The organism is Bradyrhizobium sp. 190 (assembly GCF_023073415.1).
Lineage (GTDB): Bacteria > Pseudomonadota > Alphaproteobacteria > Rhizobiales > Xanthobacteraceae > Bradyrhizobium.
Genome location: NZ_JADPJL010000037.1, coordinates 134,112 through 157,182, shown reverse-complemented (window position 1 = coordinate 157,182; position 23,071 = coordinate 134,112). Strand labels below are relative to the sequence as shown.

Annotated in this window: 27 protein-coding genes and 1 pseudogene; 18 read left to right on the top strand and 10 right to left on the bottom strand. The window is 62.8% G+C overall.

The window, feature by feature from the left end; genetic code table 11:
* Positions 1-84 precede the first annotated feature (84 nt).
* Positions 85-1,113: a YafY family protein gene (locus tag IVB22_RS22850; RefSeq protein ID WP_247519496.1), complete on the bottom strand. Its 1,029-nt coding sequence runs from the start codon at positions 1,111-1,113 to the stop codon at positions 85-87.
* 87 nt (positions 1,114-1,200) lie between these two features.
* Here IVB22_RS22850 and IVB22_RS22845 point away from each other — a divergent pair, with 87 nt between their 5' ends.
* Positions 1,201-1,845: a glutathione S-transferase family protein gene (locus tag IVB22_RS22845; RefSeq protein ID WP_247519495.1), complete on the top strand. Its 645-nt coding sequence runs from the start codon at positions 1,201-1,203 to the stop codon at positions 1,843-1,845.
* 20 nt (positions 1,846-1,865) lie between these two features.
* Positions 1,866-2,300: a DUF6157 family protein gene (locus IVB22_RS22840; protein ID WP_247519494.1), complete on the top strand. Its 435-nt coding sequence runs from the start codon at positions 1,866-1,868 to the stop codon at positions 2,298-2,300.
* Positions 2,301-2,310: 10 nt separating this feature from the next.
* Here the strand turns inward: IVB22_RS22840 and IVB22_RS22835 are convergent, their stop codons facing one another.
* Together IVB22_RS22835 and IVB22_RS22830 are read right to left on the bottom strand one after the other, a co-directional pair.
* Positions 2,311-3,096: an enoyl-CoA hydratase/isomerase family protein gene (locus IVB22_RS22835; protein ID WP_247519493.1), complete on the bottom strand. Its 786-nt coding sequence runs from the start codon at positions 3,094-3,096 to the stop codon at positions 2,311-2,313.
* A 45-nt stretch (positions 3,097-3,141) separates the two neighbouring features.
* Positions 3,142-3,306, bottom strand: a pseudogene (locus tag IVB22_RS22830) (cyclic nucleotide-binding protein); the annotation flags it as partial.
* Between the two features lie 313 nt (positions 3,307-3,619).
* Between IVB22_RS22830 and IVB22_RS22825 the strand changes: the two are divergent.
* Both IVB22_RS22825 and IVB22_RS22820 read left to right on the top strand, forming a co-directional pair.
* The gene (locus tag IVB22_RS22825) at positions 3,620-4,285 is read left to right on the top strand and encodes a Crp/Fnr family transcriptional regulator (RefSeq protein ID WP_247519492.1); all 666 of its coding nucleotides are present in this window, start codon (positions 3,620-3,622) and stop codon (positions 4,283-4,285) included.
* Between the two features lie 19 nt (positions 4,286-4,304).
* Positions 4,305-5,180, top strand: a complete 876-nt coding sequence (locus IVB22_RS22820) for a DUF6537 domain-containing protein (RefSeq protein ID WP_247519491.1) — start codon at positions 4,305-4,307, stop codon at positions 5,178-5,180.
* Positions 5,181-5,182: 2 nt separating this feature from the next.
* Here IVB22_RS22820 and IVB22_RS22815 read toward each other — a convergent pair whose 3' ends face one another.
* Complete coding sequence (locus IVB22_RS22815) at positions 5,183-5,341, bottom strand: hypothetical protein (protein ID WP_247519490.1); 159 nt, start codon at positions 5,339-5,341, stop codon at positions 5,183-5,185.
* The gene (locus tag IVB22_RS22810) at positions 5,286-6,320 is read right to left on the bottom strand and encodes a TAXI family TRAP transporter solute-binding subunit (protein ID WP_247519489.1); all 1,035 of its coding nucleotides are present in this window, start codon (positions 6,318-6,320) and stop codon (positions 5,286-5,288) included. The genes IVB22_RS22815 and IVB22_RS22810 overlap by 56 nt, the downstream gene beginning before the upstream one ends.
* Positions 6,321-6,989: 669 nt before the next feature.
* Between IVB22_RS22810 and IVB22_RS22805 the strand changes: the two genes are divergently transcribed.
* Positions 6,990-7,343, top strand: coding sequence for a DUF3307 domain-containing protein (locus IVB22_RS22805; RefSeq protein WP_247519488.1), 354 nt, complete (start codon positions 6,990-6,992; stop codon positions 7,341-7,343).
* Positions 7,344-7,540: 197 nt separating this feature from the next.
* Positions 7,541-7,945: a hypothetical protein gene (locus IVB22_RS22800; RefSeq protein WP_247519487.1), complete on the top strand. Its 405-nt coding sequence runs from the start codon at positions 7,541-7,543 to the stop codon at positions 7,943-7,945.
* A 91-nt stretch (positions 7,946-8,036) separates the two neighbouring features.
* Here the strand turns inward: IVB22_RS22800 and IVB22_RS22795 are convergent, their stop codons facing one another.
* On the bottom strand, positions 8,037-8,384 hold the full coding sequence (locus IVB22_RS22795; RefSeq protein WP_247519486.1) for a YkgJ family cysteine cluster protein: 348 nt from the start codon (positions 8,382-8,384) through the stop codon (positions 8,037-8,039).
* A gap of 59 nt (positions 8,385-8,443) precedes the next feature.
* On the bottom strand, positions 8,444-9,142 hold the full coding sequence (locus tag IVB22_RS22790; RefSeq protein WP_247519485.1) for a YafY family protein: 699 nt from the start codon (positions 9,140-9,142) through the stop codon (positions 8,444-8,446).
* A 102-nt stretch (positions 9,143-9,244) separates the two neighbouring features.
* On the opposite strand from IVB22_RS22790, the gene IVB22_RS22785 reads away from it, so the two are divergent.
* Complete coding sequence (locus tag IVB22_RS22785) at positions 9,245-9,493, top strand: hypothetical protein (protein ID WP_247519484.1); 249 nt, start codon at positions 9,245-9,247, stop codon at positions 9,491-9,493.
* Positions 9,494-9,556: 63 nt separating this feature from the next.
* Entirely contained in the window at positions 9,557-10,288 is a 732-nt protein-coding gene (locus IVB22_RS22780; RefSeq protein WP_247519483.1) for a glutathione S-transferase family protein, read from the top strand.
* Here IVB22_RS22780 and IVB22_RS22775 read toward each other — a convergent pair whose 3' ends face one another.
* Positions 10,289-10,909, bottom strand: a complete 621-nt coding sequence (locus IVB22_RS22775; protein WP_247519482.1) for a pyridoxamine 5'-phosphate oxidase family protein — start codon at positions 10,907-10,909, stop codon at positions 10,289-10,291.
* 118 nt (positions 10,910-11,027) lie between these two features.
* Here IVB22_RS22775 and IVB22_RS22770 point away from each other — a divergent pair, with 118 nt between their 5' ends.
* The gene (locus tag IVB22_RS22770; RefSeq protein ID WP_247519481.1) at positions 11,028-11,921 is read left to right on the top strand and encodes a LysR family transcriptional regulator; all 894 of its coding nucleotides are present in this window, start codon (positions 11,028-11,030) and stop codon (positions 11,919-11,921) included.
* 68 nt (positions 11,922-11,989) lie between these two features.
* Here the strand turns inward: IVB22_RS22770 and IVB22_RS22765 are convergent, their stop codons facing one another.
* The gene (locus IVB22_RS22765) at positions 11,990-12,415 is read right to left on the bottom strand and encodes a PaaI family thioesterase (RefSeq protein WP_247519480.1); all 426 of its coding nucleotides are present in this window, start codon (positions 12,413-12,415) and stop codon (positions 11,990-11,992) included.
* A gap of 282 nt (positions 12,416-12,697) precedes the next feature.
* Positions 12,698-13,867, bottom strand: a complete 1,170-nt coding sequence (gene pobA / locus IVB22_RS22760) for a 4-hydroxybenzoate 3-monooxygenase (protein WP_247519479.1) — start codon at positions 13,865-13,867, stop codon at positions 12,698-12,700.
* A 267-nt stretch (positions 13,868-14,134) separates the two neighbouring features.
* Here pobA and IVB22_RS22755 point away from each other — a divergent pair, with 267 nt between their 5' ends.
* The 9 genes from IVB22_RS22755 (at position 14,135) to IVB22_RS22715 (ending at position 22,929) form a co-directional block, all read left to right on the top strand.
* Positions 14,135-15,151, top strand: coding sequence for a TRAP transporter substrate-binding protein (locus IVB22_RS22755; RefSeq protein ID WP_247519478.1), 1,017 nt, complete (start codon positions 14,135-14,137; stop codon positions 15,149-15,151).
* Between the two features lie 77 nt (positions 15,152-15,228).
* Complete coding sequence (locus tag IVB22_RS22750; protein ID WP_247519477.1) at positions 15,229-15,741, top strand: TRAP transporter small permease; 513 nt, start codon at positions 15,229-15,231, stop codon at positions 15,739-15,741.
* A 3-nt stretch (positions 15,742-15,744) separates the two neighbouring features.
* The gene (locus IVB22_RS22745; RefSeq protein ID WP_247519476.1) at positions 15,745-17,061 is read left to right on the top strand and encodes a TRAP transporter large permease; all 1,317 of its coding nucleotides are present in this window, start codon (positions 15,745-15,747) and stop codon (positions 17,059-17,061) included.
* A 15-nt stretch (positions 17,062-17,076) separates the two neighbouring features.
* A complete protein-coding gene (locus IVB22_RS22740; protein ID WP_247519475.1) occupies positions 17,077-17,538 on the top strand; it encodes a DUF3237 domain-containing protein in 462 nt (153 codons plus the stop codon).
* 236 nt (positions 17,539-17,774) lie between these two features.
* Complete coding sequence (locus IVB22_RS22735) at positions 17,775-18,575, top strand: crotonase/enoyl-CoA hydratase family protein (RefSeq protein WP_247519474.1); 801 nt, start codon at positions 17,775-17,777, stop codon at positions 18,573-18,575.
* 1 nt (position 18,576) lies between these two features.
* A complete protein-coding gene (locus IVB22_RS22730; RefSeq protein WP_247519473.1) occupies positions 18,577-20,463 on the top strand; it encodes a feruloyl-CoA synthase in 1,887 nt (628 codons plus the stop codon).
* Positions 20,464-20,497: 34 nt separating this feature from the next.
* The gene (locus IVB22_RS22725) at positions 20,498-21,259 is read left to right on the top strand and encodes an SDR family NAD(P)-dependent oxidoreductase (RefSeq protein ID WP_247519472.1); all 762 of its coding nucleotides are present in this window, start codon (positions 20,498-20,500) and stop codon (positions 21,257-21,259) included.
* Between the two features lie 9 nt (positions 21,260-21,268).
* Complete coding sequence (locus IVB22_RS22720) at positions 21,269-21,688, top strand: thioesterase family protein (protein ID WP_247519471.1); 420 nt, start codon at positions 21,269-21,271, stop codon at positions 21,686-21,688.
* 89 nt (positions 21,689-21,777) lie between these two features.
* Positions 21,778-22,929 carry an ABC transporter substrate-binding protein gene (locus IVB22_RS22715; RefSeq protein WP_247519470.1) on the top strand — a complete coding sequence of 384 codons (1,152 nt, stop codon included), beginning with the start codon at positions 21,778-21,780 and terminating at the stop codon, positions 22,927-22,929.
* Positions 22,930-23,071 lie beyond the last annotated feature (142 nt).

The window sequence follows — 23,071 nt, the reverse complement described above, 5'->3', positions numbered from 1 at the left end:
TTGGCGCGAGGCCGTTGTTGCGTCCCTGCCCATCAGTCGGGCCGACGACGTCCTGCGTTCACGCGCGAAGGGGAGAATCGTGTTTCAGGAATGTTTCGTGGCGCGAGATCTGCGGAAATCCTTATCGTCCTGGTAACCATCCTGCGCCGTCTGGTAGCGCGCGGCCATGGCCTGGGTGAGTTCGGCCATCTTGTCGCGCAGCTCGGCCGGTGCCAGCACCTCCGCCTCCGCGCCGAGACGCAGCAGCTCGGCGGCTGCGTGCCACACCGTTTTTCCGATCGGCACGACGGCGATCCGCCAGCCGGCGGCATCCGAGGTCTCCTCGATACGGGTGCGCGTCCTCACGTAAGGCTGGCTCAAGGCGTTGAGCAGTTTTATGCCCAACGGCGATAGCCGGACGGTGGCGCAGTTCGGATGCATCTCGGCTTCGAGCCGGGTCGTTGCGGCTTGCCAATAGGTGGCGAGATCGAAATCGGCGGGCCGGACGCCGCGCTCATCCAGAACGTTGCAGTCGAGAACACGCGCCACGCGATAGGTGCGCACGCTGCCATCGACGCTTCCGGCGAGATACCAGCTGCCGCCTTTCAGCACGAGACCGAGCGGCGCGACGCGGCGGCGCTTCTCGGCCTTCCAGCTCTGGTAGCGGATTTCAATCAGGTTCTCGCGCAGCACCGCACCGGCAATGGCGCGCAGATGCTTGGGCTGCTCGGCTTCGCCGAACCAGCTTGGGGCATCGAGATGAAAGCGTTCCTGCATCCGGCCGGCGTTCGGACGCAGATTGGCCGGCAGTGCCGCCATCAGCTTGGTCTGCGCCGCCAGCATCGCAGCGTCGAGGCCAAGCGCGGCGGCGGGCCCCGGCAGTCCCGTCATGAACAGCGCCTCGGCCTCCGGCTGTGACAGTCCGTTCAGCCGCACGCGATAGCCATCGAGCAGGCGATAGCCGCCTTCCGCGCCGCGCTCGGCATAGACTGGAATGCCGGCAGCGGCGAGCGCATCGATGTCGCGATAGATGGTGCGCACCGAAACCTCGCAAGCGTCAGCGAGTTCAGGCGCGGTGACCTGTCCCCGCGCCTGCAGGGTGGTGAGGATCGAAAGCAGCCGGCTCGCGCGCATGGTCCCTTAAATCATACCTGACACAGGATGTCAGGTATGGTCGGGCATACAAGGTCCGTTGCCCGCGAGGCCCAATGGAGACTGCCAATGACCAGCAAGGACCGCATCACGCTTTATTATTCGCCGCAGAGCCGCGCGACGGGCACACGGGTGCTGCTGGAGGAACTGGGAGCTCCCTATGATCTCCATGTCCTGAACATGAAGGCGGGCGAGCAGCGTCAGCCGGCCTATCTCGCCATCAATCCGTTGGGCAAGGTGCCGGTGGTCAGCCACGGCGAGGCGCTGGTGACCGAGCAGGTGGCCATCTACATCTATCTCGCCGACCTGTTTCCGGGAGCCGGCCTGACGCCCGCGCTCGACGATCCCTGCCGAGGTCCGTATCTGCGCTGGATCGCCTATTACGGTTCGTCCTTCGAGCCTGCCTTGATCGACAAGTTCATGAAGCGCGAGCCGGCGCCGCCGACGCATTCGCCATATTCCGATTACGACTCCATGCTTGGTGCATTGGAGGCGCAGCTTTCCAGGGGACCCTATCTGCTCGGCGAGCGTATGACGGCAGCCGACATTCTCTGGGGTGTGGCGTTCAGTTGGACGATGATGTTTGGCCTCGTGCCGCGAAAGGACGTATTCACGGCCTATGCCGAGCGCATCACGGCGCGTCCCGCCTTCCAGCGGATCAACGCTGCTGATGACGAAATGGCGGCCCAGCACGCCGCCGCCTGCGGCGGGTGAGCGGCACCACGGATTTCCTGATGACAAAGACAGTTCACACGACCAACTGCTTCGACACCTTCATCCAGGTCGCGGAGGATTGCCCCGCGCGCGCCGGCGAGGAACCGCCGCCGCGCGCGGGGAATCCCACGGTAGCCGGCCTGCAATACAAGATGATTGCAGAAGCGCCCTACACGTACACGTCGGACGACGTGATATTCGCGACCTCCGCCCAGGGCCGGCAGCTCGATGCAAAGGCGACGAAGAAGGAGCGAAGCCTTGCCCGCGACGAATTCTTCTCCAAGGGGCAGGCGTGCCTGCGCGCATCAGGGCTTGGCAAGCGCTTCGGCTGGGGCGTGCATGCCGATGCCAAGGGGCGCGTCGCGATCTATGCGATCGACAGCAAGCACTACCAGGCGCTTGCGCGGGATCCCGATATCAAGCAGGTCCGGGCGATGCGGACGAAGCGAGCCTGAATTTTTCCGGTTAGAATTTCGGCGGGCGTTTCTCGGCAAACGCTTTGATGCCCTCCTTGATCTCGTCGCTGCGCATGCTCTCGCGATGACGGAGGTCGGCGGCTTCTTCATCGAATTTGCCGCGGGCGAGTTCGTTGATGGCGCGCTTCATGCCCCGCATCGCGAGCGGCGCGTTGCCGGCCAGTATTGTGGCGAGCCGGTCGACTTCCTCGTCGAGCGCTTCCACCGGCACCATGGCGGTCAGGTAGCCGATCCGCAGCATTTCGGGTGCTGAGATTTTCTGCGCGGTGAGAAACAGCATTTTTGCGTTGTCGACACCGAGCCGCGACACATAGCGGACGATGCCGCTCTTGTAATAATGCAGGCCGAGCCGCGCCGCCGGCATGAACATTTCAGCCGTATCGACGCCGATGCGGAAATCGCAGGCCAGTGCCAGGTCGGTCGAGCCGCCATAGACGCCGCCATTGAGCCGGCAGATCGTCGGCACGCCAAGGTCCTCCAGTCGGTCGACCACCACTTCGAACGCCGATCCCGCGCTCGGTTGCGCCGTCGCACTGGTGGCGCGGTCGGCCACCGAATTGAGATCGTAGCCGGCGCTGAAGGCGCGGCCAGTGCCGGTCAGCACCAGCACGCGGATCGCGGGATCGGCCTCGATCCGGTCGAACAGCTTTACGAGATCGCCCAGATCCTCGCTCTGCAGCCGGTTCAGATGTTTCGGCCGGTTGAGGCGGATGGTGGCGCGCGCGCCGCTGATATCGAGGATGGGCGCGCTTGCCGCCCCGGCTGTTTCACGCATACTGTTCTCCATTGTTCTTGCTTGTTTGAACTATTTAGTATCGGTCCGCCCCTGCGGGACCATGTGGCGCAGCCGCACCAGCCATTCGAACACGAAATAGACGAGGCACGTCCAAAGCACCGCGCCGACCCGATGCGCGCGCCTCGTGTTGCGGCCAGCCGTCTTGGCGGTGAATTGAGCCAGTGCCGAGAGAACGAGCCGCTTGGACATCGGATGGAGAGAAGCCTGACGGGTGCGATACAAGCTGGGTAACGGTCAAGCCGCGGCGTGACCAATGCCCGCAAAGTGCCCGCCTGCGGGGAGGCCGTCAACGACGGCCTCCACACGTTGCTACACGTCTATGGGCAGCCGATCCGGCCGCGGCCGGGCGAGGGATCGAGGCCGAATTTTATCCGGGAATGGTAAGAATCCCGACAAATCGTCGTTCTTTCCTCGTATATCAAAATGGCCCCGCGGACATTACGATACCGGGCACCGCAAAGAATCGTGAAAACGCACACGTTTAGATATTGGTTGGCCTCCAATGGATACGTCTCATCTCGCACAGCACGCAGGAACCGCGGGCGCGCTGTTCGCGACAATTTTCGTGGTCGCCACCACCACGATGAAGACCATGATCCCGTTGCGGGTCTTCGGTATTCTCGCCAACGTCATCCTGATCCTGACCGCGATCCCGGCCCGCAACTATCTGGTCATGGTGGTGCAGGTGCTCATGCTGCTCGTCAATTCCTACCGTCTGCATCAGATGCTGCAGCTGGTGCGCGACGTGAAGAAGTCCGTCAACAGCGACCTCTCGATGGAATGGCTGAAGCCGTTCATGACCGAGCGTCAATGCGCAGCCGGCGAGGTCCTCTTCTACAAGGACGAAAAAGCCGAGGACATGCTCTATATCGTCAGCGGCAAGTTCAAGCTGGTCGAGTCGGGAATCGTGCTGCCGGTCGGCGCCATCGTCGGCGAACTCGGCATGCTGTCGCCGTCGAACATGCGAACCCAGACGCTGGAATGCGTGGAAGCCGGTCTTGTCCTGAGCGTCAGCTACACCAAGGTCGAGGAGCTCTACGTGCAGAATCCGGCTTTCGGCTTCTATTTCCTTCGCCTGGCCAGCGCCCGGCTGTTTCAGAACCTCGAGACGCTGCAGCAGCAGTTGAACCAGCAAACGACGTCCGCCGCGGCGCCGAAGCCCGCATAGAGGCCGGGAGCCCAAGGGAGTGTCAGACCGCGGTATCCTGTCGTCGTTGCGTTATCTATTCGCGGATTTCATCGGCGAGGATGGCGACACGCCGCCGTTCCTGCCCGAAGGGCTGCCGGAGCCGGTCATGGCGGCGGCGAGCGACGCCATCCATCTGCTGATCGACTATCAAGGAACAAGCTACGCCGAACTTTACGTCCACCGGCTGCGGCGGTTCGTCGGCAAGCAAGGCGTCGACGATGCCATGCTGACCGACATTGCGCGGCTGATGGCGGTGCGCATGGCCTATGAAGATCCGATCCGGATCGCGCAACTGAAGCTTGCCGAACTCGATCCGGCGTCCGGCAAACCGGCCAAGCCCGCCGTCGATATCAGGAAGTTCAGGCTCGCGGAATTGATCGGCGTGCTTCCCGCTGTCATCTCCGAGTATGTGCTCGATGCACTCGATTGGGCGGGCTGGTCGAACAAGCGGGTCTCCATCCGCTTCAGCACGGCAAGCCGACTCGGCATCCGCCGCCTCAAGATCGAGGCGGGACTGCGGCGATGGCGGCTGTTTTCGGTGCGTTATGCCAAGGAGCGGGTCTGGGTCGAACGCTGGCTGCACATGATCGACCGCAGCCTGACCAAGCAGCCCCGGGCTGCGTCCGCGATCGTGCAGACCGCGACCATGATCGAGAGCTATGGCGACGTCTATCGCCAGGGCCTGGCGGACTGGAATGCGATCATCGACGGCCTGGTCAAGCCGACCTTCGATGGCGTGCTGGCGCTGCATGATCTGGGGAGCGCGGTGACCGAGGCGCGCGCAGTCGCGATGCCGGACCCGCGGCAGTCGGCACTCAAGCGCAAGATCGCCGAAATCCGGGCGCGGGCATCGGCCGAGTCGAACGCGGCCTGATTTTACGCGCTCTGCGCGGTCTTCACGGCGACCACTTTGTCATCCTGGGACGGCGGGTGCCGCTTGATATGTTCGCGGCGCAGACCGATCTCGTCGCGCACGAACTCATAGCCGAGCTTGAAGGTGTCCAGTCCGTCGCTGGAAATGGTGCCGTCGCGCAACCCTATCACCACGCCGCGCAGGATTGTTTCCAGTTCGTCCTGGAGTTCGTCGAGGGCGTCCAGCGATTTGGCATATTCCATGCGCTCGCCGATATCGAGAATGGCGGTCGCGAGCTGGCTGGCCTTCTCCGGCGCGATCCGGGTGATCTTGGTGTAGATGGCGGCAAAGATCGTGCCGATGATGCTGAGTGCCGCCAGGGCGACATACATCAAATCGCTGTAGCGCTCGATAAAGGACTTGATTTCGTCGTTGATATAGGTCGGCGGCGCCCGGATGCGCCACGATGAAGGCGTCCTTGTCGGTTGCTGCCGGCTCGATCTTGGAGGCGAAGCCGTCGGTGAGCGAAAGCTCGGCCTTGTTCTCGTAGATAATCCGCGCAAGGTCGCTCACGGTGGTGGTCGAGAGCTTGGATTGGGCGACCAACAGCCATTCGAGCCCGATCGTGTCGACGTCTTCCGCAGGGACAGCGGGCGAGGCGGAAAGCATTCCGGTCGCCACCGTTTCCTCTGATATCGCCGGGTATTTCCTGGCGATCGCTTTCGCCGAATCGATCGCATTCAGGGTGAAGCCGCCGCGTCTGGTATATTGCTCGTAGCTCTTGTCCTTCACGATCTGCGAAGCGTGCGCGATCTTGACCACGGCGCCGAATCCTGCGGCGAACAGCTGGTCGAAGGTCGCGCCCGGCGGCGCCATCTGGACCCGCGCGCCCGCGTCCGGGGTGTCCGAGAGCTCGAGAATATTGCGCACCAGCGTAGCTCCGCTCTCGCCGTCGGCTATGACCGCGATCTTCTTTTTCTTCAGCTCGGCGATGGTTTTGATTTTCTTGCCGGTCGGGCTGATCAGCAGAAGCAGGTCATGTTCGAGGATCGCAACTGCGCGGGCGCGGGGCGGTATCCTGGCGTCGGTGCGCAATATCGCAAGGTTGGCTTCCTTGCGGTCGAACTGCGACAACGCCTTGGCATTGTCGCCGTTGGGCACGATCTTGAGCAGCAGCCGCGAGGAATTATTCTTCAGCACCGTCGCCAGCCGGGCGGCGAAGCGCGCCTCGGGGCCGTTGGCCTCGCCGACGGCAAACACCAGCGTCTCCGAATTGCGTACCCAGGTCCGCCCGCCCACACCACGGCCGCTGTCAGGACTAGTGTCAGGATGGAAAACAGCAGGATCTGGGTCCGATTGCTCTTGACGACCCGCACACGGCGACGCGGCATTTCCGGATGCGGCGTTGGGCCTTCAGCACTCATGGCTCGTACCGGGATCTGGGACCGCCGAGCAGGCCGCAGGCCGTCCGAACAAATTCGTAAATACCTAGAAAAGAACGATAATTTTGCCCGCTGCCCAATGATAGTCCGCTCCTATGGGATTGCAAACCGCGCCCACCGGTAACCTTACCGTGCGGGCCACGCTGCGCGCCCGTGCCGCAGTATCGCAGTTCCGCCACACCGAGCGATTTTCAGACTACCCACAGGTGCATTCCGGCGCGGGAGGTGTCATAAATCAACGTTCGAATAGTCCGGGTTTGACAAGAACATTGTGCTGACAGCCTAGGTCCCGGTTTTTTCGCCACCTCTCCAGTCCCAGCAAAGGGCGTCAGCTTTGTTGTTTCCTTCGATGTCGTCCTCGGTCCCGGTAGGTGCGCTGGTAGGATGGATGCTGCTTCTCACCGTGAAGCACGTCATTGCCGATTTCATGCTGCAAAATTCCTGGATGGCGATCGGCAAGGATCAAAAGACCGGTTGGGCCTTGCCGCTATTGGCGCATTGCCTCGTGCACCTCGCGGTATCGTTGGTGCTGATCCTGATCGTCGCGCCGCGCTTCTGGTTCGTCGCCTTCATCGACTTCGCCATTCACATCACCGTCGACCGTATCAAGGGGATCATCGCTTCCCGGTTCGGTGTGACGCTGGAGAACGAGCATCCGTGGTTCTGGACGCTGATCGGCGTCGATCAGGCGCTGCACCATCTCACCGGTTTCGGCCTGGCGATCTACATGGCGGCGAACTGATCCCGCGGTCGGCGGCATCGGCCTGCTTGTTTCAATCCTTCTCCGGCATCGGAAGCCGCGCATCCGCTTAAGGCTGCGAATCATTTCCCGATTCCAGTTCAGTCGTGACTGGCAAGTCCCCCGGAACACTACTGGTGGGCGTGGTTAACCTTTCATTAGAGTATTGCACTGCATCTTCCGGAAAGGGAGAACCCGCAATGTTTTCAAGCCGCGACGCATTCGAGAACGATTTTTGTCCGGTCCGCGACGAGCTGCTCGGCGAGATGTATCGCGCCAATGCAAACGGTCTGCCGCTTCTGGTGGAGAGCGTTTCGTCCGAGGTCCGTGCCATGCTGGCGCTATTCTGCTACCGGCGCAGCCATCTGCATGCGCTGGCTCTTGCCATCGCGGCGAGCTGTACCGAACGCGAGTTGGTCCATTTCGGCGGCCGGGTCGGTTCCACGCTCTATGCGCTGTCACGCGAGCCGGCCGCGCGTTCGGCCTCATCGTCATCCCACGGCAGCCGCAAGCCGATCACCCTTTCGACCAAGCCGCTCTCGACCTTCAAGCCGATCGATGACGCGATCGACGACGAAGATTTGGCTGAAGCGGTGACGGCGTAGGCTCTATCCGTCGTCCCTGCGAACGCAGGGACCCATAGCCACCGGCCGTCGCTGCGACAGAAGGTGTCGGCTACTCTGCCTTATCGATAGATCACGCGGTATGGGTTCCTGCGTTCGCAGGAACGACGGGAAGCACCGGCAATCCGTGCCGCTTTCGCGCCATCGCGCATTCGACATCGCCGGGCATGCAGGTGCGGCATACTTCGGGCCGCATCGCGTAGATCAGGCACGACGTCGCCTCGCCGACCTTGCCTGACAGCGCCGAACAGCGGTCGCCGTCGCAGCGCATGCCCGACAGTCGCGCGTTGACGAAATTTTCCGGGATCAGGTCGAGCGCCGCATCGTCCTCGGTGGTGAATCGCGGCCAGTTCTGCGAGTAGCTGCAGCAGGCGCCGCAGGCCTGGCAGGGGCTTTCATTGTCGGCGGCGATTCGATGCATGCCCCGCGTTTAGCCCCAAACGACGGCAACAGCCAGCGACCGGCGTCAGGTATCTTTGTTTAGGTATCCTTGGGCGCCTCCCAGACCAGGCTCCGCCGCCATTTTGCCCGCAACAGGCCGCGCCGCTCTGGATATTTTTCGTCGAGGTAGACTGCGTCGACGACGCGGTCGGTGCGGAAACTGCGGAAATCCTTCCGCAGTTCGCACCACGCTGCCAGGATGCGCACCGCCTCGTGATAGCCGACCGCGATCGGCCAGATGGTGCGCTGGCTGTCGCGGCCGTGCTCGTCGCGATAGTTCAGCGTGATCTTTTTACCCTCGTGGATCTGTGTCCGTGTCCGCACCATGTCGATGCGGTCGGGCTCCCGGTTCCATGCCCGCCGGGCGCGGCTGGCGGGCTCCAGCACGAATGGCCGCAGGCGCTCGGGCACGGTTTCGGCGACCTTGGCCATCAGGTCCTGCGCGGCGCGCGCCAGCGCGGGATCGGCGTGGCCGACCACCCATTGCGCGCCAAGCACGCAGGCCTCGATTTCATCAGGCGTGAGCATCAACGGCGGCAGGTCGAATCCCTTTTCCAGGATGTAGCCCACGCCGGCTTCGCCGCGGATCGGCACCCGCTGTTCGATCAGGGTCGTGATGTCGCGGTAGATGGTCCGCTTGGAGGTTTCCAGTTCGGCCGCAATCGCGTCCGCCGTCATGGGCTTCCGGGTGCGCCGAAGCACCTGAATGATCTGGAACAGCCGGTCGGCCCGTCGCATGGCTCGTTCTCTTTTCTAGAAGCACCTGCCCGATGCTGACAGCATGTTGGCAGCAGGGGGTGGGTATATCGGGACAACACCTCAAGTGAAGGGAATTTGTCCATGACGATTTTCAGTGAATTCGGCTTCCGGGGAAGCCGCGGACCTCTCGAAAATGCCCAGGTATTTGCATTGGAACAGCTGGTTTCCATCCAGTGCGTCACCACCGACCTGCGCTGGGCGATGGTCGAACTCGCGTGGCATTCATTCAGCGCAATGTGCGCCTTCGCGCAAGGGCAGCTTGTCTCGTGGGTGCGCAAGGCCCGCACGCCGCGGTCCGAGGAGGGCGGCGGGCGGCATTGCTGCTGCTGACACCATGGTGGCAGCAGGGGGGCGCTAGCCTCGGGGCACGTTTTTGGAGATCGGGAGACCAGCATGATTACCCTTTATGGCTTCGGCGCCGGTTTCGGCCTGCCGGAGATCAGCCCCTTTGTGACCAAAACCGAGGTCCAGCTGAAGATGGTCGGTCTTGCCTATCGCAAGGAGAAGGCCAAGCCGCCGGCCTCGCCGAAGGGACAGTTGCCCTACATCGTCGATGACGCCGAGACGATCGCCGATTCGACGTTCATTCGTGCGCATCTGGAAGCGAAATACGGTTTCGACTTCGACGCGCCGCTCAGCCTGCAGGCGCGTGCGCAGGCCTGGGCCTTCGAGCGGATGATTGAGCACCATGTCTATTGGGCGCTGGTCGGCGCACGCTGGGTCGATGGCGATAATTTTGCCAAGGGCCCTGCGCATTTCTTCGACAGCGCGCCGCTGCATCTGCGCGAAAAGATGCGCGAAGATGCGCAGTTCCGCGTTGCCGAGAATTACCTGCTTAGCGGCCTCGGCCGCCACGGCCCCGACGAGGATGTCGATCTCGCCGTGCGTTCGTTGTTTGCGTTGTCGGTGCAGCTTGGCGACAAGCCGTTTCTGATGGGCGAAACGCCATGCGGCATGGACGCCACCGCCTTCGGCGCGCTCGCCGGAATTTTGACGCCGTTCTTCGAATCGGAACTGCGGCAGCGGACGGAGCAATTCGCCAATCTCACCGCCTATGTCGACCGGATGATGCTGCTGTATTATCCGGAATTCGCCTGGGCGCCGGTGCAGCAACAAGCTGCGTGATTATGCGGGCTGGCCCTTCAAGGCAGCCAGCTCCTCCTCGAGTTCGGCGATGCGGGCGTCGCGCAAGGCAAGCGCCTGCGCGACGTCAGCGGCGTCGAACTTCTGCGGGATATGCTGCGGGCAGTTGGTGTCCCACGCCGAAATCCGAAACAGAATGACCTGCTCTGGGCGCGCCTTGTAGCCTTGTGGCATCAGCGATTTCGTCAGCGTCGGATCGTCTTCCACCACGCGCGCCTCGCCCCAGATCTTCACGCGGCGGCGATGCGCATAGTCCATCACGAAGATATGCGCTCTTGGATTCTCCGACAGATTGCCTTGCGTGATGTACTGCCGGTTGCCGCTGTAGTCCGCAAACGCGATCGTGTTCTTGTCGAGAATCTTGATGAAGCCTTTCGGCCCGCCGCGGTGCTGGATATAGGGCTGGCCGTCCGCTGATGCGGTCGCGAGATAGAAGCTGTTGGTCTCGGCGAGGAAGCCGGCGAGATTCTCGTCGATCTCGGTGCGCCAGCCGCCGCGCTCCTCGACATTTGCATAAGCCTCGCGCGAGCCCTTGCGGGCCTGGATCGTCTTCACCGCCGGGGTGAAGGCGACGTCGCTGGAATAGGTATCAACGTCAGCCATCTAAGCCCTCCCGTGATGGGGCGCAAAACGGTCGTCCTTCGCTTCAAGATGGGCGTTCCCATAACTAAAACAATCTTTGGAATTGACACTTCACTATTGCAGGATATGCAATGGTTGGATGGACCGGATCGATGCCATGCACGCTTTTGTCGCCGTGGCCGACCTGCAGGGCTTTGCCCCCGCGGCCCGGAAGCTCCGGCTGTCGCCGTCTGCTGTCACGCGGCTGATCGCGGCGCTGGAGGAGCGTCTCGGTGCGCGGCTGCTGCAACGGACCACGCGGCAGGTGATGCTGACCGACGCCGGCTCGCGTTACCTGGAGCGCGCGCGGCGGATTTTGGCCGATATCGGGGAGGCCGAGGGGGCCATCGAGGGCGAGCGCACCCGCCCCGAAGGGCAGCTCGTCATCTCGGCGCCGGTCGGGTTCGGCCGGCTGCATGTCAGCGGAATCGTGACCGCCTATCTGAAGCGCTATGGCGACGTCGGCGTCGACCTCCGTTTGTCTGACCGCATGATCAACCTCGTCGAGGACGGCGTCGATCTTGCGGTCCGGATCGGCCATCTCCCCGACTCGACGCTCGTGGCGCGCCATGTCGGGGAGATGCGGCGGATCGTGGTGGCCTCGCCCGGCTACCTCAGGAAGCGCGGCGAACCGGGGCGGCCGCGGGAGATTCCTTCGCATGACACGATTCAGTTTGGCGCGATGACGGCGGCGCTCGACTGGCGATTCGTCGAGGATGGCCGCGAGATCCGCGTCGCCAGCACGCCGCGATTCGCCACCAACAGCTCCGATGCCGCGATCCAATATGCGGAAGCGGACGGCGGGTTGACGCGGGTGATGGCCTATCAGGCTGCTGAATCGCTCAAAGCGGGGCGGCTCAGGATCATATTGGCGTCGTTCGAACAGCCGGCGATGCCGATCCAGATCGTCTATCCGACGTCGCGGCTATTGTCGGCGAAGGTGCGCACGTTCATCGATCTCGTGACCGAGATCGCCGACTGGCATTTCGGCTAGGCATCGTGCCCCGGACGCGGTGCATCGCTGAAGAAGCGCTGCACCGCGTCCGGGACACGGCGGCGTTGCTAGACGAGCTCCTTCTTCGGCACCACGCGAAACGTCGCGTTCGCCCGCGCGATCACGACGTCATCGGCCTTGATCAGGCTCTGTGCGAAGCAGATCGTCTTGCCGGTTTTGACGACGTCGCTCTCGACCGCGAGCCATTGCCCGACTTCGGCGGTGCCGACGAAATCGACTGCGAGCCCGATCGTCACCAGCGAGGACACCCCGCCCATCACATGGCCGCAGCTATGGCCCATGGCGTTGTCGGCAAGCGCTGCAATCAGCCCGCCATGAATCAGGCCGCGGCCGTTGGTGTGCGGTTTTGCGAGGCGTAGCCCGAGGATGACGGCTTTGTCGGTCCGCTTTGAATAAAGCGGCTCCCATGGGTCGGTCAGCGGGCTCTTGCGGGTGTGGCGCTCAAAGCCTTCGGGGATGGCGGTGACTGTCATGTGTGGCTCACGTGCTGACGATGTTTCTCGTCATTGAACGTACGTGGCTTGCGAAGTCACCGCCTACAAAGTTTTAAACGGGATTCGCATGGGTGTTTGAAATGGAATGATCGTATCGCCAAGCGAGCAGTGCTTCGTAGGGTGGGCAAAGCGACTTGTCCGCCGTAGCTCGAAGAGCGAAGGCGGAAGCGTGCCCACCATTCTTACTGCTGATGCGGATGGATGGTGGGCACGTCGCTAACGCTCCTTTGCCCACCCTACGGCTTTGCCCACCCTACAAGTTCAAAACGGCAATCCCACATAATTCTCCGAGAGCGAAGCCGAAGCCGCCTTCGAACTGACCAGATAATCCAGCTCGGCAAGCTGAATGCGCGCGCCGAATTCGCCCTCGTCGGGGAATTTGTGCAGCATCGAGGTCATCCACCAGGAAAAGCGCACCGCCTTCCAGACCCGCGCCAGCGCTTTTGCCGAATAGCCGTCGATGCCGGCGGAGGATTTTTCGTCGTAATACTCGCGAAACGCCTGGGAGAGATAATGCACGTCGCTGGCGGCGAGGTTGAGACCCTTTGCGCCCGTCGGTGGCACGATGTGGGAGGCGTCGCCGGCCAAAAACATCCGGCCGAATCGCATCGGCTCGGCGACGAAGCTGCGCAGTGGCGCGATGCTCTTTTCGATCGAGGGGCCGGTGACGAGTTCGTCGGCCGCCTTCTGGTCGATCCGACGCTTCAACTCGTCCCAGAAGCGTTCATCCGGCCATTGCGCGATATCGTCGTCGAGCGGGCACTGCACATAGTAACGGCTGCGCCGGGTCGAGCGCATGGTGCAGAGCGCAAATCCGCGCGCGTGGTTGGAATAGATCAGCTCGGGGCTGACCGGCGGGGTTTCAGAGAGGATTCCGAGCCAGCCGAACGGATAGATCCGCTCATATGTCTGGATCGCCGACGGTTTTACGCTGGCGCGGCTGATGCCATGAAAACCGTCGCAGCCGGCGATGAAGTCGCATTCGATCTCGTGGCCGAGGCCGTCCTTGACATAGGTGACGCGCGGACGGTCGGTATCGAAATCATGCGGTTTGACGTCGGCGGCCTGGTAGACCGTGGTGAGGCCGGCCGCCTTGCGGGCGTTCATCAGGTCGAGCGTCACCTCGGTCTGGCCGTAGATCATGACGGTCTTGCCGGTGGCGCCGTACATGTCGATACGATGCCGCGCGCCGCCGAACGCGAGCTCCACGCCATGGTGGACCAGCCCCTCGTGATGGGCGCGGGTGCCGGCGCCGACCTCGTCGAGCAGCGCCACGGTGCCTTCTTCAAGCAGACCGGCGCGGATACGGCCGAGCACATATTCCGGCGTCTGGCGCTCGATAATGATGTTATCGATGCCGTAAAGGTGTAATAGTTGCCCAAGCAACAATCCTGCCGGACCTGCACCTATGATTGCTACTTTTGTCCTCAATACCCGCTCCTCCCGGTATTATAGGTTAGGGGTCCGCGGGTAGCGGTCCCCGGACTTGCAGTGGTAGTTATATCATATAACGGTTTTGGCAAAGGACATTGGCGCAAAACAATGCGGTGCACTTCGCGGCAGTGCACCCATAGCAAACAGGGGAGAGCAGGCGCCGCGGCCGAATGTCTGTCTTGAAAACACCGGCGACTTAGATAACATGTTAACTAACAACATCGGGCATCGAAAAGAGTCCACGTGCCAAGGGAGAGAATGTCGATGAGGAAAACATTTCTGGCGCTGCTGCTGGCCGCCAGCGTGACGCCTGCGGTGGCGCAGGAGAAGAATATCGACCTGAAGATTTCGCACTGGGTGCCGGCTTCGCATCCGCTGCAGAAGTCACTGGAAGACTGGGCGGCCGCGGTCGAGAAGGATTCCGGCGGAACCATCAAGTCAAAAGTGTTTCCGGCCCAGCAGCTCGGCAAGGCGTTCGATCATTACGACATGGCGCGCGACGGCATCGCCGACGTCACCTACGTCAATCCCGGCTATCAGCCCGGCCGCTTCCCGATCATCGGCGCGGGCGAGCTGCCGTTCCTGATGTCGGACGCCAAGGGCGGCTCGATGGCGCTGGACGAATGGTACCGCAAATACGCCGACAAGGAGATGAAGGACGTCAAGTTCTGTCTCGCCTTCATCCATTCGCCGTCGTCGTTCCACTCGCGCACCAAGAAGATCGTGGTGCCTGACGACGTCAAGGGCATGAAGATCCGCCCCGCCCACGCCACCATGGCCAACTTCGTCACGTCGCTCGGCGGCACCAATGTGCAATCCTCGGCGCCGGAAGTGCGCGACATCATCGAACGCGGCGTCGCCGACGCGGTCACCTTCCCCTGGGGCTCGCTGCTTCTGTTCGGCATCGACAAGGTGACGAAGTACGACATGGACGCGCCGCTCTACGTCACGACCTTCGCCTTCGTCGTCAACAAGGACAAGTACAACCAGATGTCCGACAAGCAGAAGAAGGCGATCGACAACAATTGCAACACCGAAGCCTCCGGCCGCGTCGGCGAGTACTGGGGCAAGATGGAAGATGCCGGCATCGCGAAGATCAAGGCGGACACCAGCCACGAGGTCTACAAGCTCACGCCCGAGCAGATCGCGCTGTGGAAGAAGGCTTCCGAACCACTGACCAAGACCTGGGGCGACGGCGTCAAGAAGAACGGCGTCGATCCCGATCCGGCAATGGCGGAGCTGCGCGCGGCGCTGAAGAAGCACAATGCGCTCGCGGAGTAGCCTGATCCCGTAACCCCGGCGCGGCGGGACCTCCGCCGCGCCTTTTCCTTACCATTAATCAGCCTCTCGGAGCCGCCATGAGTCGCGCGTGGATGGACCGGTTCATCGACACGATCGAATGGATCGCAGCCGCCTTTGTCGGCATCGTTGCGCTGAACATTTTCCTGGCCGTGATCCTGCGCAACACGCTCAGCTACAACATTCCGGACTCGTTCGATATCGGTCGCATGCTGCTCGGGATTCTGATTTTCTGGGGCATTGCCGCCACCAGCTATCGCGGCGGCCACATCACCGTCGATCTGGTCTGGGCCAATGTCGGCCCGAAATACAAGCGCATGATCGACGTGTTCGCCACGCTGGTGCTGCTGTTCGTGGTGTCCGTGCAGACCTGGACGCTGTTCGACAAGGTGCGCGGCACCTACAACGACAACGTTCTCACCTTCGACCTGCACATGCCGACCTGGCCATTCTTTGCCGTTGCCTGGGCCGGCGATGGCGCTGCGGTGCTGCTGATCGCGATCCGCACCTATCGCCTGATCTTCCATCCGGAAGAGATGCAGGAAGAACCCAAGATCAAGGCCGTGGAGTAGGCGATGAGCACAGACGCGGTCGCCGTCCTCGGATTTGTCGCGCTGTTTGCGCTGATGCTGCTGCGCGTGCCGGTCGGCATGGCGATGGGCCTCGTCGGTGTCTGCGGTTTTGGTTACCTCGTCGGCTTCGCGCCGGCGCTGAAACTGGTCGGCCAGACCTCGATGCGCACGGTGACCGATTATACCTTCGGCGTGATTCCGATGTTCCTGCTGATGGGAGCATTCGTCAGCAATTCCGGTATGAGCCGCGAACTGTTTCGGGCCGCCAACGGCTTTGTCGGCCATTTGCGCGGCGGCCTGGGCATTGCGACGGTCGGCGCCTGCGGCGGCTTTGCGGCGATCTGCGGTTCGTCGGTAGCGACGGCCGCGACGTTTTCCGCTGTCGCCTACCCGGAAATGCGCCGTTTCGGCTATCCGCAATCCTTCGCCACCGGCGTGATCGCGGCCGGCGGCACACTCGGCGCCATGCTGCCGCCGTCGACCGTACTCGCGGTCTACGGCATCATCACCGAGCAGGACATCGGCAAGCTCTTCATGGCCGGCATCATTCCCGGCCTGGTAGCCATCGCCATGTACATGCTGACGATCGCGCTGATCGGCTGGCTTCGGCCGGGCTTCCTGCCGACCGGCCCGCAAACGAGCTGGCGCGAACGGTTCGCCGGCTTGAGGAATATCTGGGCGCCGGCGCTGCTGTTCGTCTTCGTCATTGGTGGTCTCTACGGGCTGCCTTTCCTGCCGCGCTTTACCCCGACCGAGGCTGGTGGTGTCGGCGCCACCGGAGCGTTCCTGATCGGCGTACTCACCGGACGGCTCAACAAGGACAAAATCCTCAGTTCGCTGCTGCAGGCGACCCGCACCGCCGCGGCGGTCTTTACGATACTGATCGGCGCGTTGATCTTCGGGTACTTCCTGACGGTGACGCAGACCCCGCAAAAAGTCACGGAGCTTCTCACCGGCCTCGGGCTCGGCCCCTACGGTGTCCTCGCCCTCATCATGGTGATGTATCTGGTGCTCGGCTGCCTGATGGACGCGATGGCGATGATCATCCTCACGGTGCCGATCATCTTTCCAGTCATCACCCACCTCGGATTCGACCCGATCTGGTTCGGTGTCATTATCGTGATGACGGTAGAACTCGGTCTGATTTCACCGCCGGTCGGCATGAACGTCTTTGTCATCAAGAGCGTGATCCCCGACGTATCGTTCGCCACGATCTTCAGGGGCGTGATGCCGTTCGTGGTGACCGACCTGATCCGGCTGGTGATCCTGATCGCATTTCCGATGCTGGCGCTGTGGTTGCCGCAACGGATGGCCGGATAGAGCAGGGCTAGCCCGATGACCCCACAGCTCTCGACCAGATACGTCTTTACCATCACCGCCCGGATCGGCGAGGTGACCTCGGCCGGCGAGATCGGCACCGGCGTGCGCCGGATCATTCCGATTATTGGCGGCGAGGTGAAGGGCGAGGGGATCAACGGCAAGGTCTGCCCTTTCGGCGCCGACTTCCAGATCATCCGGCCCAACGAACTGATCGAGCTCGAGGCGAAGTACGCCTTCGAGACCGACGACGGCGCGGTGGTCTATGTCGAGAACAAGGGCCTGCGCTTCGGCCCGGTCGACCTGCTGCAAAAGCTGAAGCGCGGCGAGCCGGTCGACCCCAACCTGATCTATTTCCGCACCGTGCCGCGGTTCGAGACCGGAGCCGCAAAATACCGCTGGCTGATGGAAAACCTCTTCATCGGCTCCGCCGCCCGCCACGCCGATCGCGTCGTCATCGACGTCCATCAGGTGCTGTGAGCCTTTCTTACCCTCCCCTGGAGGGGGAGGGTCGACGCGAAGCGGCGGGGTGGGGTGACGGTCTCTCCACATCTAACAGTGCCCGAGCTGAGAGATCACCTCACCCCGACGAGCATTCCGCTTCGCTTCATGCTCGCCGACCCTCCCCCTCCCAGGGGAGGGTAAACCTCCCATATTGACTCCTGCCAAAATCGTTATAAAATATAACTATTCTGGACAGGAAGTAAAACACGCCCATGGGAAACGCCTCCACCGCCGCCGCGGGTCAGTCCGGCCTGCTCAAGATCGAGCAGAAGGGCGCGGTGCTGACCGTGGGCCTCAACCGCCCGGCCAAGCGCAATGCGCTGAACGACGGCATCATCCTGGCGATCCAGGACTGCTTCTCCAATCTGCCTGATGGCGTTGGCGCCGTGGTCATCCATGGCGTCGGCGATCATTTCTCCTCCGGCCTCGATCTGTCCGAACTGACTGAGCATGACGCGACCGAGGGCCTGCGGCACTCCCAGATGTGGCACCGGGTGTTCGACCGCATCCAGTATAGCCGCGTTCCCGTGATCGCGGCGCTGAAGGGCGCGGTGATCGGCGGCGGCCTGGAACTGGCCTGTGCGGCACATATCCGCGTCGCCGAACCGTCAGCCTATTTCGCGCTGCCCGAGGGCCAGCGCGGCATTTTCGTTGGCGGCGGCGGATCGGTGCGGCTGCCGCGGCTGATCGGCGTGGCGCGGATGATCGACATGATGCTGACGGGCCGGGTCTATTCGGCCACTGAAGGCTCGGCCTATGGCTTTTCGCAGTACCTCACGGACGCCGACGGCGCGCTGCCGAAGGCGCTGGAACTCGCCGAAAGAGTGGCTGCGAACGCGCCGCTGACCAATTTCGCCGTGCTGCAGGCGTTGCCGATGATCGCGGAGGCCAATCCGCAAACCGGCCTGCTGATGGAATCCCTGATGGCAACCGTGGCGCAGAGCGACAAAGAGGCCAAGCGCCGCATTCGCGCGTTTCTCGACCACAAGACCGCAAAGGTGAAGCCGACCTGACATGAGCGCCACGCCCAGCATGTCCGCCTCGACCGATTCAGCCGCGCGCGCTGATCATCCGCTGCGCCCGATCTCGTTCGGCACGCCTGCGGTGCATGTCGAGCGCCGCGCCGACGGCACCATCTATCTGCGCCCGAAAGCGCAACTGCTCGACTATCCCGTGCGCATCACCGACCGCCTGCATCATTGGGCCGCCGCCACGCCCGATCGGGTCTTCATGGCGGAACGGAACGCCGCACGCGGCTGGCGGCAGATCACCTATGCGGAGCTGCTCGCGTCGTCGCGGCACATCGCATCCGCGCTGCTGGCGCGCGGTCTTTCGGCCGAGCGGCCGGTCATCATTCTCTCCGGCAACTCGGTCGATCATGCATTGATCGCGTTCGGTGCGCTCTATGCCGGTATTCCCTTCTGTCCGGTATCGCCGGCCTATTCGCTGGTGTCGCGGGATTACGGCAAGCTCAGCTATCTGATGAAGCTGTTGACGCCCGGTCTCGTGTTTGCCGACGACGCCACGAAATTCGCCGATGCGCTGGCCGCCAACGTGTCGTTCGGCACCGAAATCGCAGCCTCGCGCGGCGCCGTGCCCGGCCGCGACGTAACCACGCTGGCGGACCTGATGGGGACGCCGCTGCATCCGCGTCTTGACGCGGTGCACGAGGCCATAGGCCCGGACACGATCGCAAAATTCCTGCTGACTTCAGGCTCGACCGGAAACCCGAAGGCGGTCATCAACACCCAGCGCATGATCTGCGCCAACCAGGTGATGCTGCGCGAGACGCTGGCGTTCCTGAAGGATGAGCCGCCTGTTATCGTCGACTGGCTGCCGTGGAATCACACATTTGGCGGCAATCACAATATCGGGCTGACGCTGTACAATGGCGGCTCGATGTATCTCGACGAAGGCAAGCCGATGCCCGGCGGCATCGAGGAGACCGTGCGCAATCTGCAGGAGATTTCGCCGACGGTTTATTTCAACGTACCCAAGGGCTATGAATCGCTGTTGCCCTATCTGCGCGACGATGGGGCGTTGCGCAAAAAATTTTTTGGCCGGCTGCATGCGATGTTCTTCTCGGGCGCCGCGCTGTCGGCCTTTGTCTGGAACAGCCTCGACGAGCTTTCCGTTCAGGAAACCGGCTATCGCGTGCCGATGCTGACGGGCCTGGGCGCCACCGAGACTGCGCCGTTCTTCATGTCGGTCAATCCGCACACCAGTCGCTCCGGCCATGTCGGGCTGCCGGTGCTGGGCAACGACGCGAAACTGGTGCCCAACAACGGCAAGCTGGAGGTTCGCGCCAAGGGGCCGAACGTGATGCCGGGCTACTGGCGCCAGCCGGATATGACGGCGAAGTCCTTCGACGAAGAAGGCTTCTACAAAATGGGCGACGCGCTGAAGCCGGTCGACCCCGATGATTTCGACGCCGGTTTCGATTTTGACGGCCGCACCGGCGAAGACTTCAAGCTCGCCAGCGGGACCTGGGTCAGCGTTGGGCCGCTACGTGCGCGCTTCGTTGGAGCTTGCGCGCCGCTGGTGCGCGACGTCGTCATTGCCGGCATCAACCGCGACGAGATATCGGCGCTGGTGGTGCTCGATCTCGACGGTTGCCGCCTGATCAATCCGACGCTTCCACCTGACGACATTGCCACTGCTGCGTCCGACCCGCTGATCGTTGCGGCCTTCCGCGAACGCTTCCAGCAGCTTGTCTCGGGCGCGACCGGCTCGTCGACCCGGATCACGCGCGCGGTGCTGCTCGATCAACCGCTGTCGATCGATCGCGGCGAGGTCACCGACAAGGGCTCGATCAACCAGCGCGCGGTTCTGGAAAATCGCAACGTACTGATCGAGGAGATCTATTCATCGGTGCCGCCGGCGCAGGTGATCACGCTTTAGCAAATTCGAACAAGAGCTCGTCAGGGAGAACACCATGCAGTTGAAGGACCAGGCCGCCATCGTCACCGGTGGTGCATCGGGATTGGGCGCCGCGACCGCGCGCCGGCTCGCGGCGCAGGGCGCCAAGGTCGCCGTCTGCGATCTCAACGCCACGCTCGCTGAAACCGTGGCCGCCGAGATCGGCGGCACAGCCGTGATCTGCGATGTTTCCGATGCGGCCTCGGCCGAAGCCGCGATTGCCAAGGCCGCGGCGGCCCACGGCCCGGCGCGCGTGCTGGTGAATTGCGCCGGCATCGGCGTCGCCAAGCGCGTGATCGGCAAGGAAGGCCCGATGGCGCTCGGCGATTTCGACAAGGTGATCAAGGTCAACCTGATCGGCTCCTTCAACATGCTGCGGCTGGCGACGGCCGGCATGTCGAAGCTGGAGCCGCTTGCGACCGGCGAGCGCGGCGTGGTGATCTCCACTGCCTCGGTCGCGGCCTATGACGGCCAGATCGGTCAGTCGGCCTATTCGGCCTCGAAGGGCGGCATCGTCGCCATGACGCTGCCGATCGCGCGCGAACTGGCGCAGTTCGGCATTCGCGTGCTGACGATCGCGCCGGGCCTGTTCCTCACGCCGCTGCTCGCCAATCTGCCGCAGGAAGCGCAGGACTCGCTTGCGGCCTCGATCCCGTTCCCGCGCCGGCTCGGTCAGGCTGATGAGTTCGCCTCGCTGGCGCTGCACATGATCGACAACCCTTATCTGAATGGCGAAGTGGTGCGGCTCGATGCCGCGCTTCGCATGGCGCCGCGCTAGGGATATCGCATGTTCGTCAACCGGCGCGACGTACAGATCCAGTGGGGCGATTGCGACCCCGCCAACATCGTTTACTACCCGCGTTATTTCGCGATGTTCGACGATTCGACTTCGATCATGTTCGAAGCTGCCGGCTTTTCGAAACAGGACATCATCCACAAATACGGCCTGGTCGGCATACCCATGGTGGATACGCGGGCGAAATTCCACATTCCATCGACCCATGGCGACTGGATCAGAATCGAAAGCCGGATCGACAGCTTCAAGCGATCCTCTTTCGAGGTGGTGCACAATGTGTTCAAGGGCGAGGCGCTGGCGATCGAAGCGTTCGAGACGCGCGTGCTGGTCGGCAAGCATCCGGACGACCCCGCGAAGCTGAAATCGGCTCCGATGCCACCGGAGATCATCGAGCGATTCATGCGGGGCTGACTTAGGTCCCCCGCATGACCTAAAGAAGGGGCTGAATAGCCCAAAGGATTTTGCTTAAAACGACAAATAGATAATCCAGGGAGGAATGAATGAAGAAGGCTTTTCTGTCCGCTGCGTCTGTCGTAGCGGCCCTCGCTTTGCCGGGCTTGCCGGCCGTGGCGCAGACCAACGAGATTACGGTCGGCATTTCCATCACCACCACCGGCCCTGCCGCTGCGCTCGGCATTCCCGAACGCAACTCGCTCGACTTCGTGCCGAAGGAAATCGGCGGCGTGCCGATCAAGATCATCACGCTCGACGACGGCGGTGATCCGACCACCGCTACCACCAACACGCGGCGCTTCGTCACCGAGTCGAAGGCCGACATCATCATGGGCTCCTCGACGACGCCTTCGACGGTCGCGGTTGCGACGGTAGCGAACGAGGCGGGCATTCCGCATATCGGCCTCGCGCCGTTCCCGATCACCGAAGCGCGCATCAAGTGGTCGGTCGCGATGCCGCAGCCTATACCGATCATGGGCAAGGTGCTGTACGAGCATATGAAGGCGCATGGCATCAAGTCGGTGGGCTATATCGGCTACTCCGATTCCTACGGCGATCTCTGGTTCAACGATTTCAAGGCCCAGGCTATACCGATGGGAATGACGCTCGCCACCGAGGAGCGTTTTGCACGCCCGGATACGTCGGTCGCAGGACAGGCTCTGAAGCTCCTCGCCGCCAATCCCGACGCGATCCTGGTCGGCGCTTCCGGCACCGCCGCGGCGCTGCCGCAGACCACGCTGCGCGAGCGCGGCTACAAGGGCCTGATCTACCAGACGCATGGCGCCGCCAGCATGGACTTCATCCGTATCGCAGGTGCGGCGGCTGAAGGTGTGATCATGGCGTCCGGTCCGGTGATGTCGCCGGAAACCCAGCCCGACAGCGCGCTGACCAAGAAGCCGGGTCTGGCGCTCAACACCGCCTATGAAGCCAAGTATGGCGCCAACAGCCGGAGCCAGTTCGCTGGCCATTCCTACGACGCCTTCGAAGTGCTCAAGCGCGTGGTGCCGGTGGCGCTGAAGAAGGCCAAGCCGGGAACGCCGGAATTCCGCGAGGCGATCCGTCAGGCGCTGCTCACGGAGAAGGAAATCGCGGCCAGCCAGGGCGTCTACAACTTCACCGAAAAGGATCGCTACGGCCTCGACGACCGCTCGCGCATCATCCTGACCGTGAAGGACGGAAAGTACGTCCCGGCGAAGTGAGGAAGCGCGGTCTGTAGCGTTCTGTAGATGGGGTAACGGGCCCCCGGGTCCGCCTTCCAGGCAGGCCGCGCTTGCTACGGCGCTGTTGGGTGGCGCGCTTCGCGCGGCCTGCCTGGAAGGCGGGCGGTCGTCCCTCACATTG

Excerpts from the sequence above, each read along its gene's own strand:
- IVB22_RS22850 (WP_247519496.1), bottom strand. The coding sequence starts at position 1,113 with ATGCGCGCGAGCCGGCTGCTTTCGATCCTCACCACCCTGCAGGCGCGG.
- IVB22_RS22845 (WP_247519495.1), top strand. The coding sequence starts at position 1,201 with ATGACCAGCAAGGACCGCATCACGCTTTATTATTCGCCGCAGAGCCGC.
- IVB22_RS22840 (WP_247519494.1), top strand. The coding sequence starts at position 1,866 with ATGACAAAGACAGTTCACACGACCAACTGCTTCGACACCTTCATCCAG.
- IVB22_RS22835 (WP_247519493.1), bottom strand. The coding sequence starts at position 3,096 with ATGCGTGAAACAGCCGGGGCGGCAAGCGCGCCCATCCTCGATATCAGC.
- IVB22_RS22825 (WP_247519492.1), top strand. The coding sequence starts at position 3,620 with ATGGATACGTCTCATCTCGCACAGCACGCAGGAACCGCGGGCGCGCTG.
- IVB22_RS22805 (WP_247519488.1), top strand. The coding sequence starts at position 6,990 with ATGCTGCTTCTCACCGTGAAGCACGTCATTGCCGATTTCATGCTGCAA.
- IVB22_RS22800 (WP_247519487.1), top strand. The coding sequence starts at position 7,541 with ATGTTTTCAAGCCGCGACGCATTCGAGAACGATTTTTGTCCGGTCCGC.
- IVB22_RS22795 (WP_247519486.1), bottom strand. The coding sequence starts at position 8,384 with ATGCATCGAATCGCCGCCGACAATGAAAGCCCCTGCCAGGCCTGCGGC.
- IVB22_RS22790 (WP_247519485.1), bottom strand. The coding sequence starts at position 9,142 with ATGCGACGGGCCGACCGGCTGTTCCAGATCATTCAGGTGCTTCGGCGC.
- IVB22_RS22785 (WP_247519484.1), top strand. The coding sequence starts at position 9,245 with ATGACGATTTTCAGTGAATTCGGCTTCCGGGGAAGCCGCGGACCTCTC.
- IVB22_RS22780 (WP_247519483.1), top strand. The coding sequence starts at position 9,557 with ATGATTACCCTTTATGGCTTCGGCGCCGGTTTCGGCCTGCCGGAGATC.
- IVB22_RS22775 (WP_247519482.1), bottom strand. The coding sequence starts at position 10,909 with ATGGCTGACGTTGATACCTATTCCAGCGACGTCGCCTTCACCCCGGCG.
- IVB22_RS22770 (WP_247519481.1), top strand. The coding sequence starts at position 11,028 with ATGGACCGGATCGATGCCATGCACGCTTTTGTCGCCGTGGCCGACCTG.
- IVB22_RS22765 (WP_247519480.1), bottom strand. The coding sequence starts at position 12,415 with ATGACAGTCACCGCCATCCCCGAAGGCTTTGAGCGCCACACCCGCAAG.
- IVB22_RS22755 (WP_247519478.1), top strand. The coding sequence starts at position 14,135 with ATGAGGAAAACATTTCTGGCGCTGCTGCTGGCCGCCAGCGTGACGCCT.
- IVB22_RS22750 (WP_247519477.1), top strand. The coding sequence starts at position 15,229 with ATGAGTCGCGCGTGGATGGACCGGTTCATCGACACGATCGAATGGATC.
- IVB22_RS22745 (WP_247519476.1), top strand. The coding sequence starts at position 15,745 with ATGAGCACAGACGCGGTCGCCGTCCTCGGATTTGTCGCGCTGTTTGCG.
- IVB22_RS22740 (WP_247519475.1), top strand. The coding sequence starts at position 17,077 with ATGACCCCACAGCTCTCGACCAGATACGTCTTTACCATCACCGCCCGG.
- IVB22_RS22735 (WP_247519474.1), top strand. The coding sequence starts at position 17,775 with ATGGGAAACGCCTCCACCGCCGCCGCGGGTCAGTCCGGCCTGCTCAAG.
- IVB22_RS22730 (WP_247519473.1), top strand. The coding sequence starts at position 18,577 with ATGAGCGCCACGCCCAGCATGTCCGCCTCGACCGATTCAGCCGCGCGC.
- IVB22_RS22725 (WP_247519472.1), top strand. The coding sequence starts at position 20,498 with ATGCAGTTGAAGGACCAGGCCGCCATCGTCACCGGTGGTGCATCGGGA.
- IVB22_RS22720 (WP_247519471.1), top strand. The coding sequence starts at position 21,269 with ATGTTCGTCAACCGGCGCGACGTACAGATCCAGTGGGGCGATTGCGAC.
- IVB22_RS22715 (WP_247519470.1), top strand. The coding sequence starts at position 21,778 with ATGAAGAAGGCTTTTCTGTCCGCTGCGTCTGTCGTAGCGGCCCTCGCT.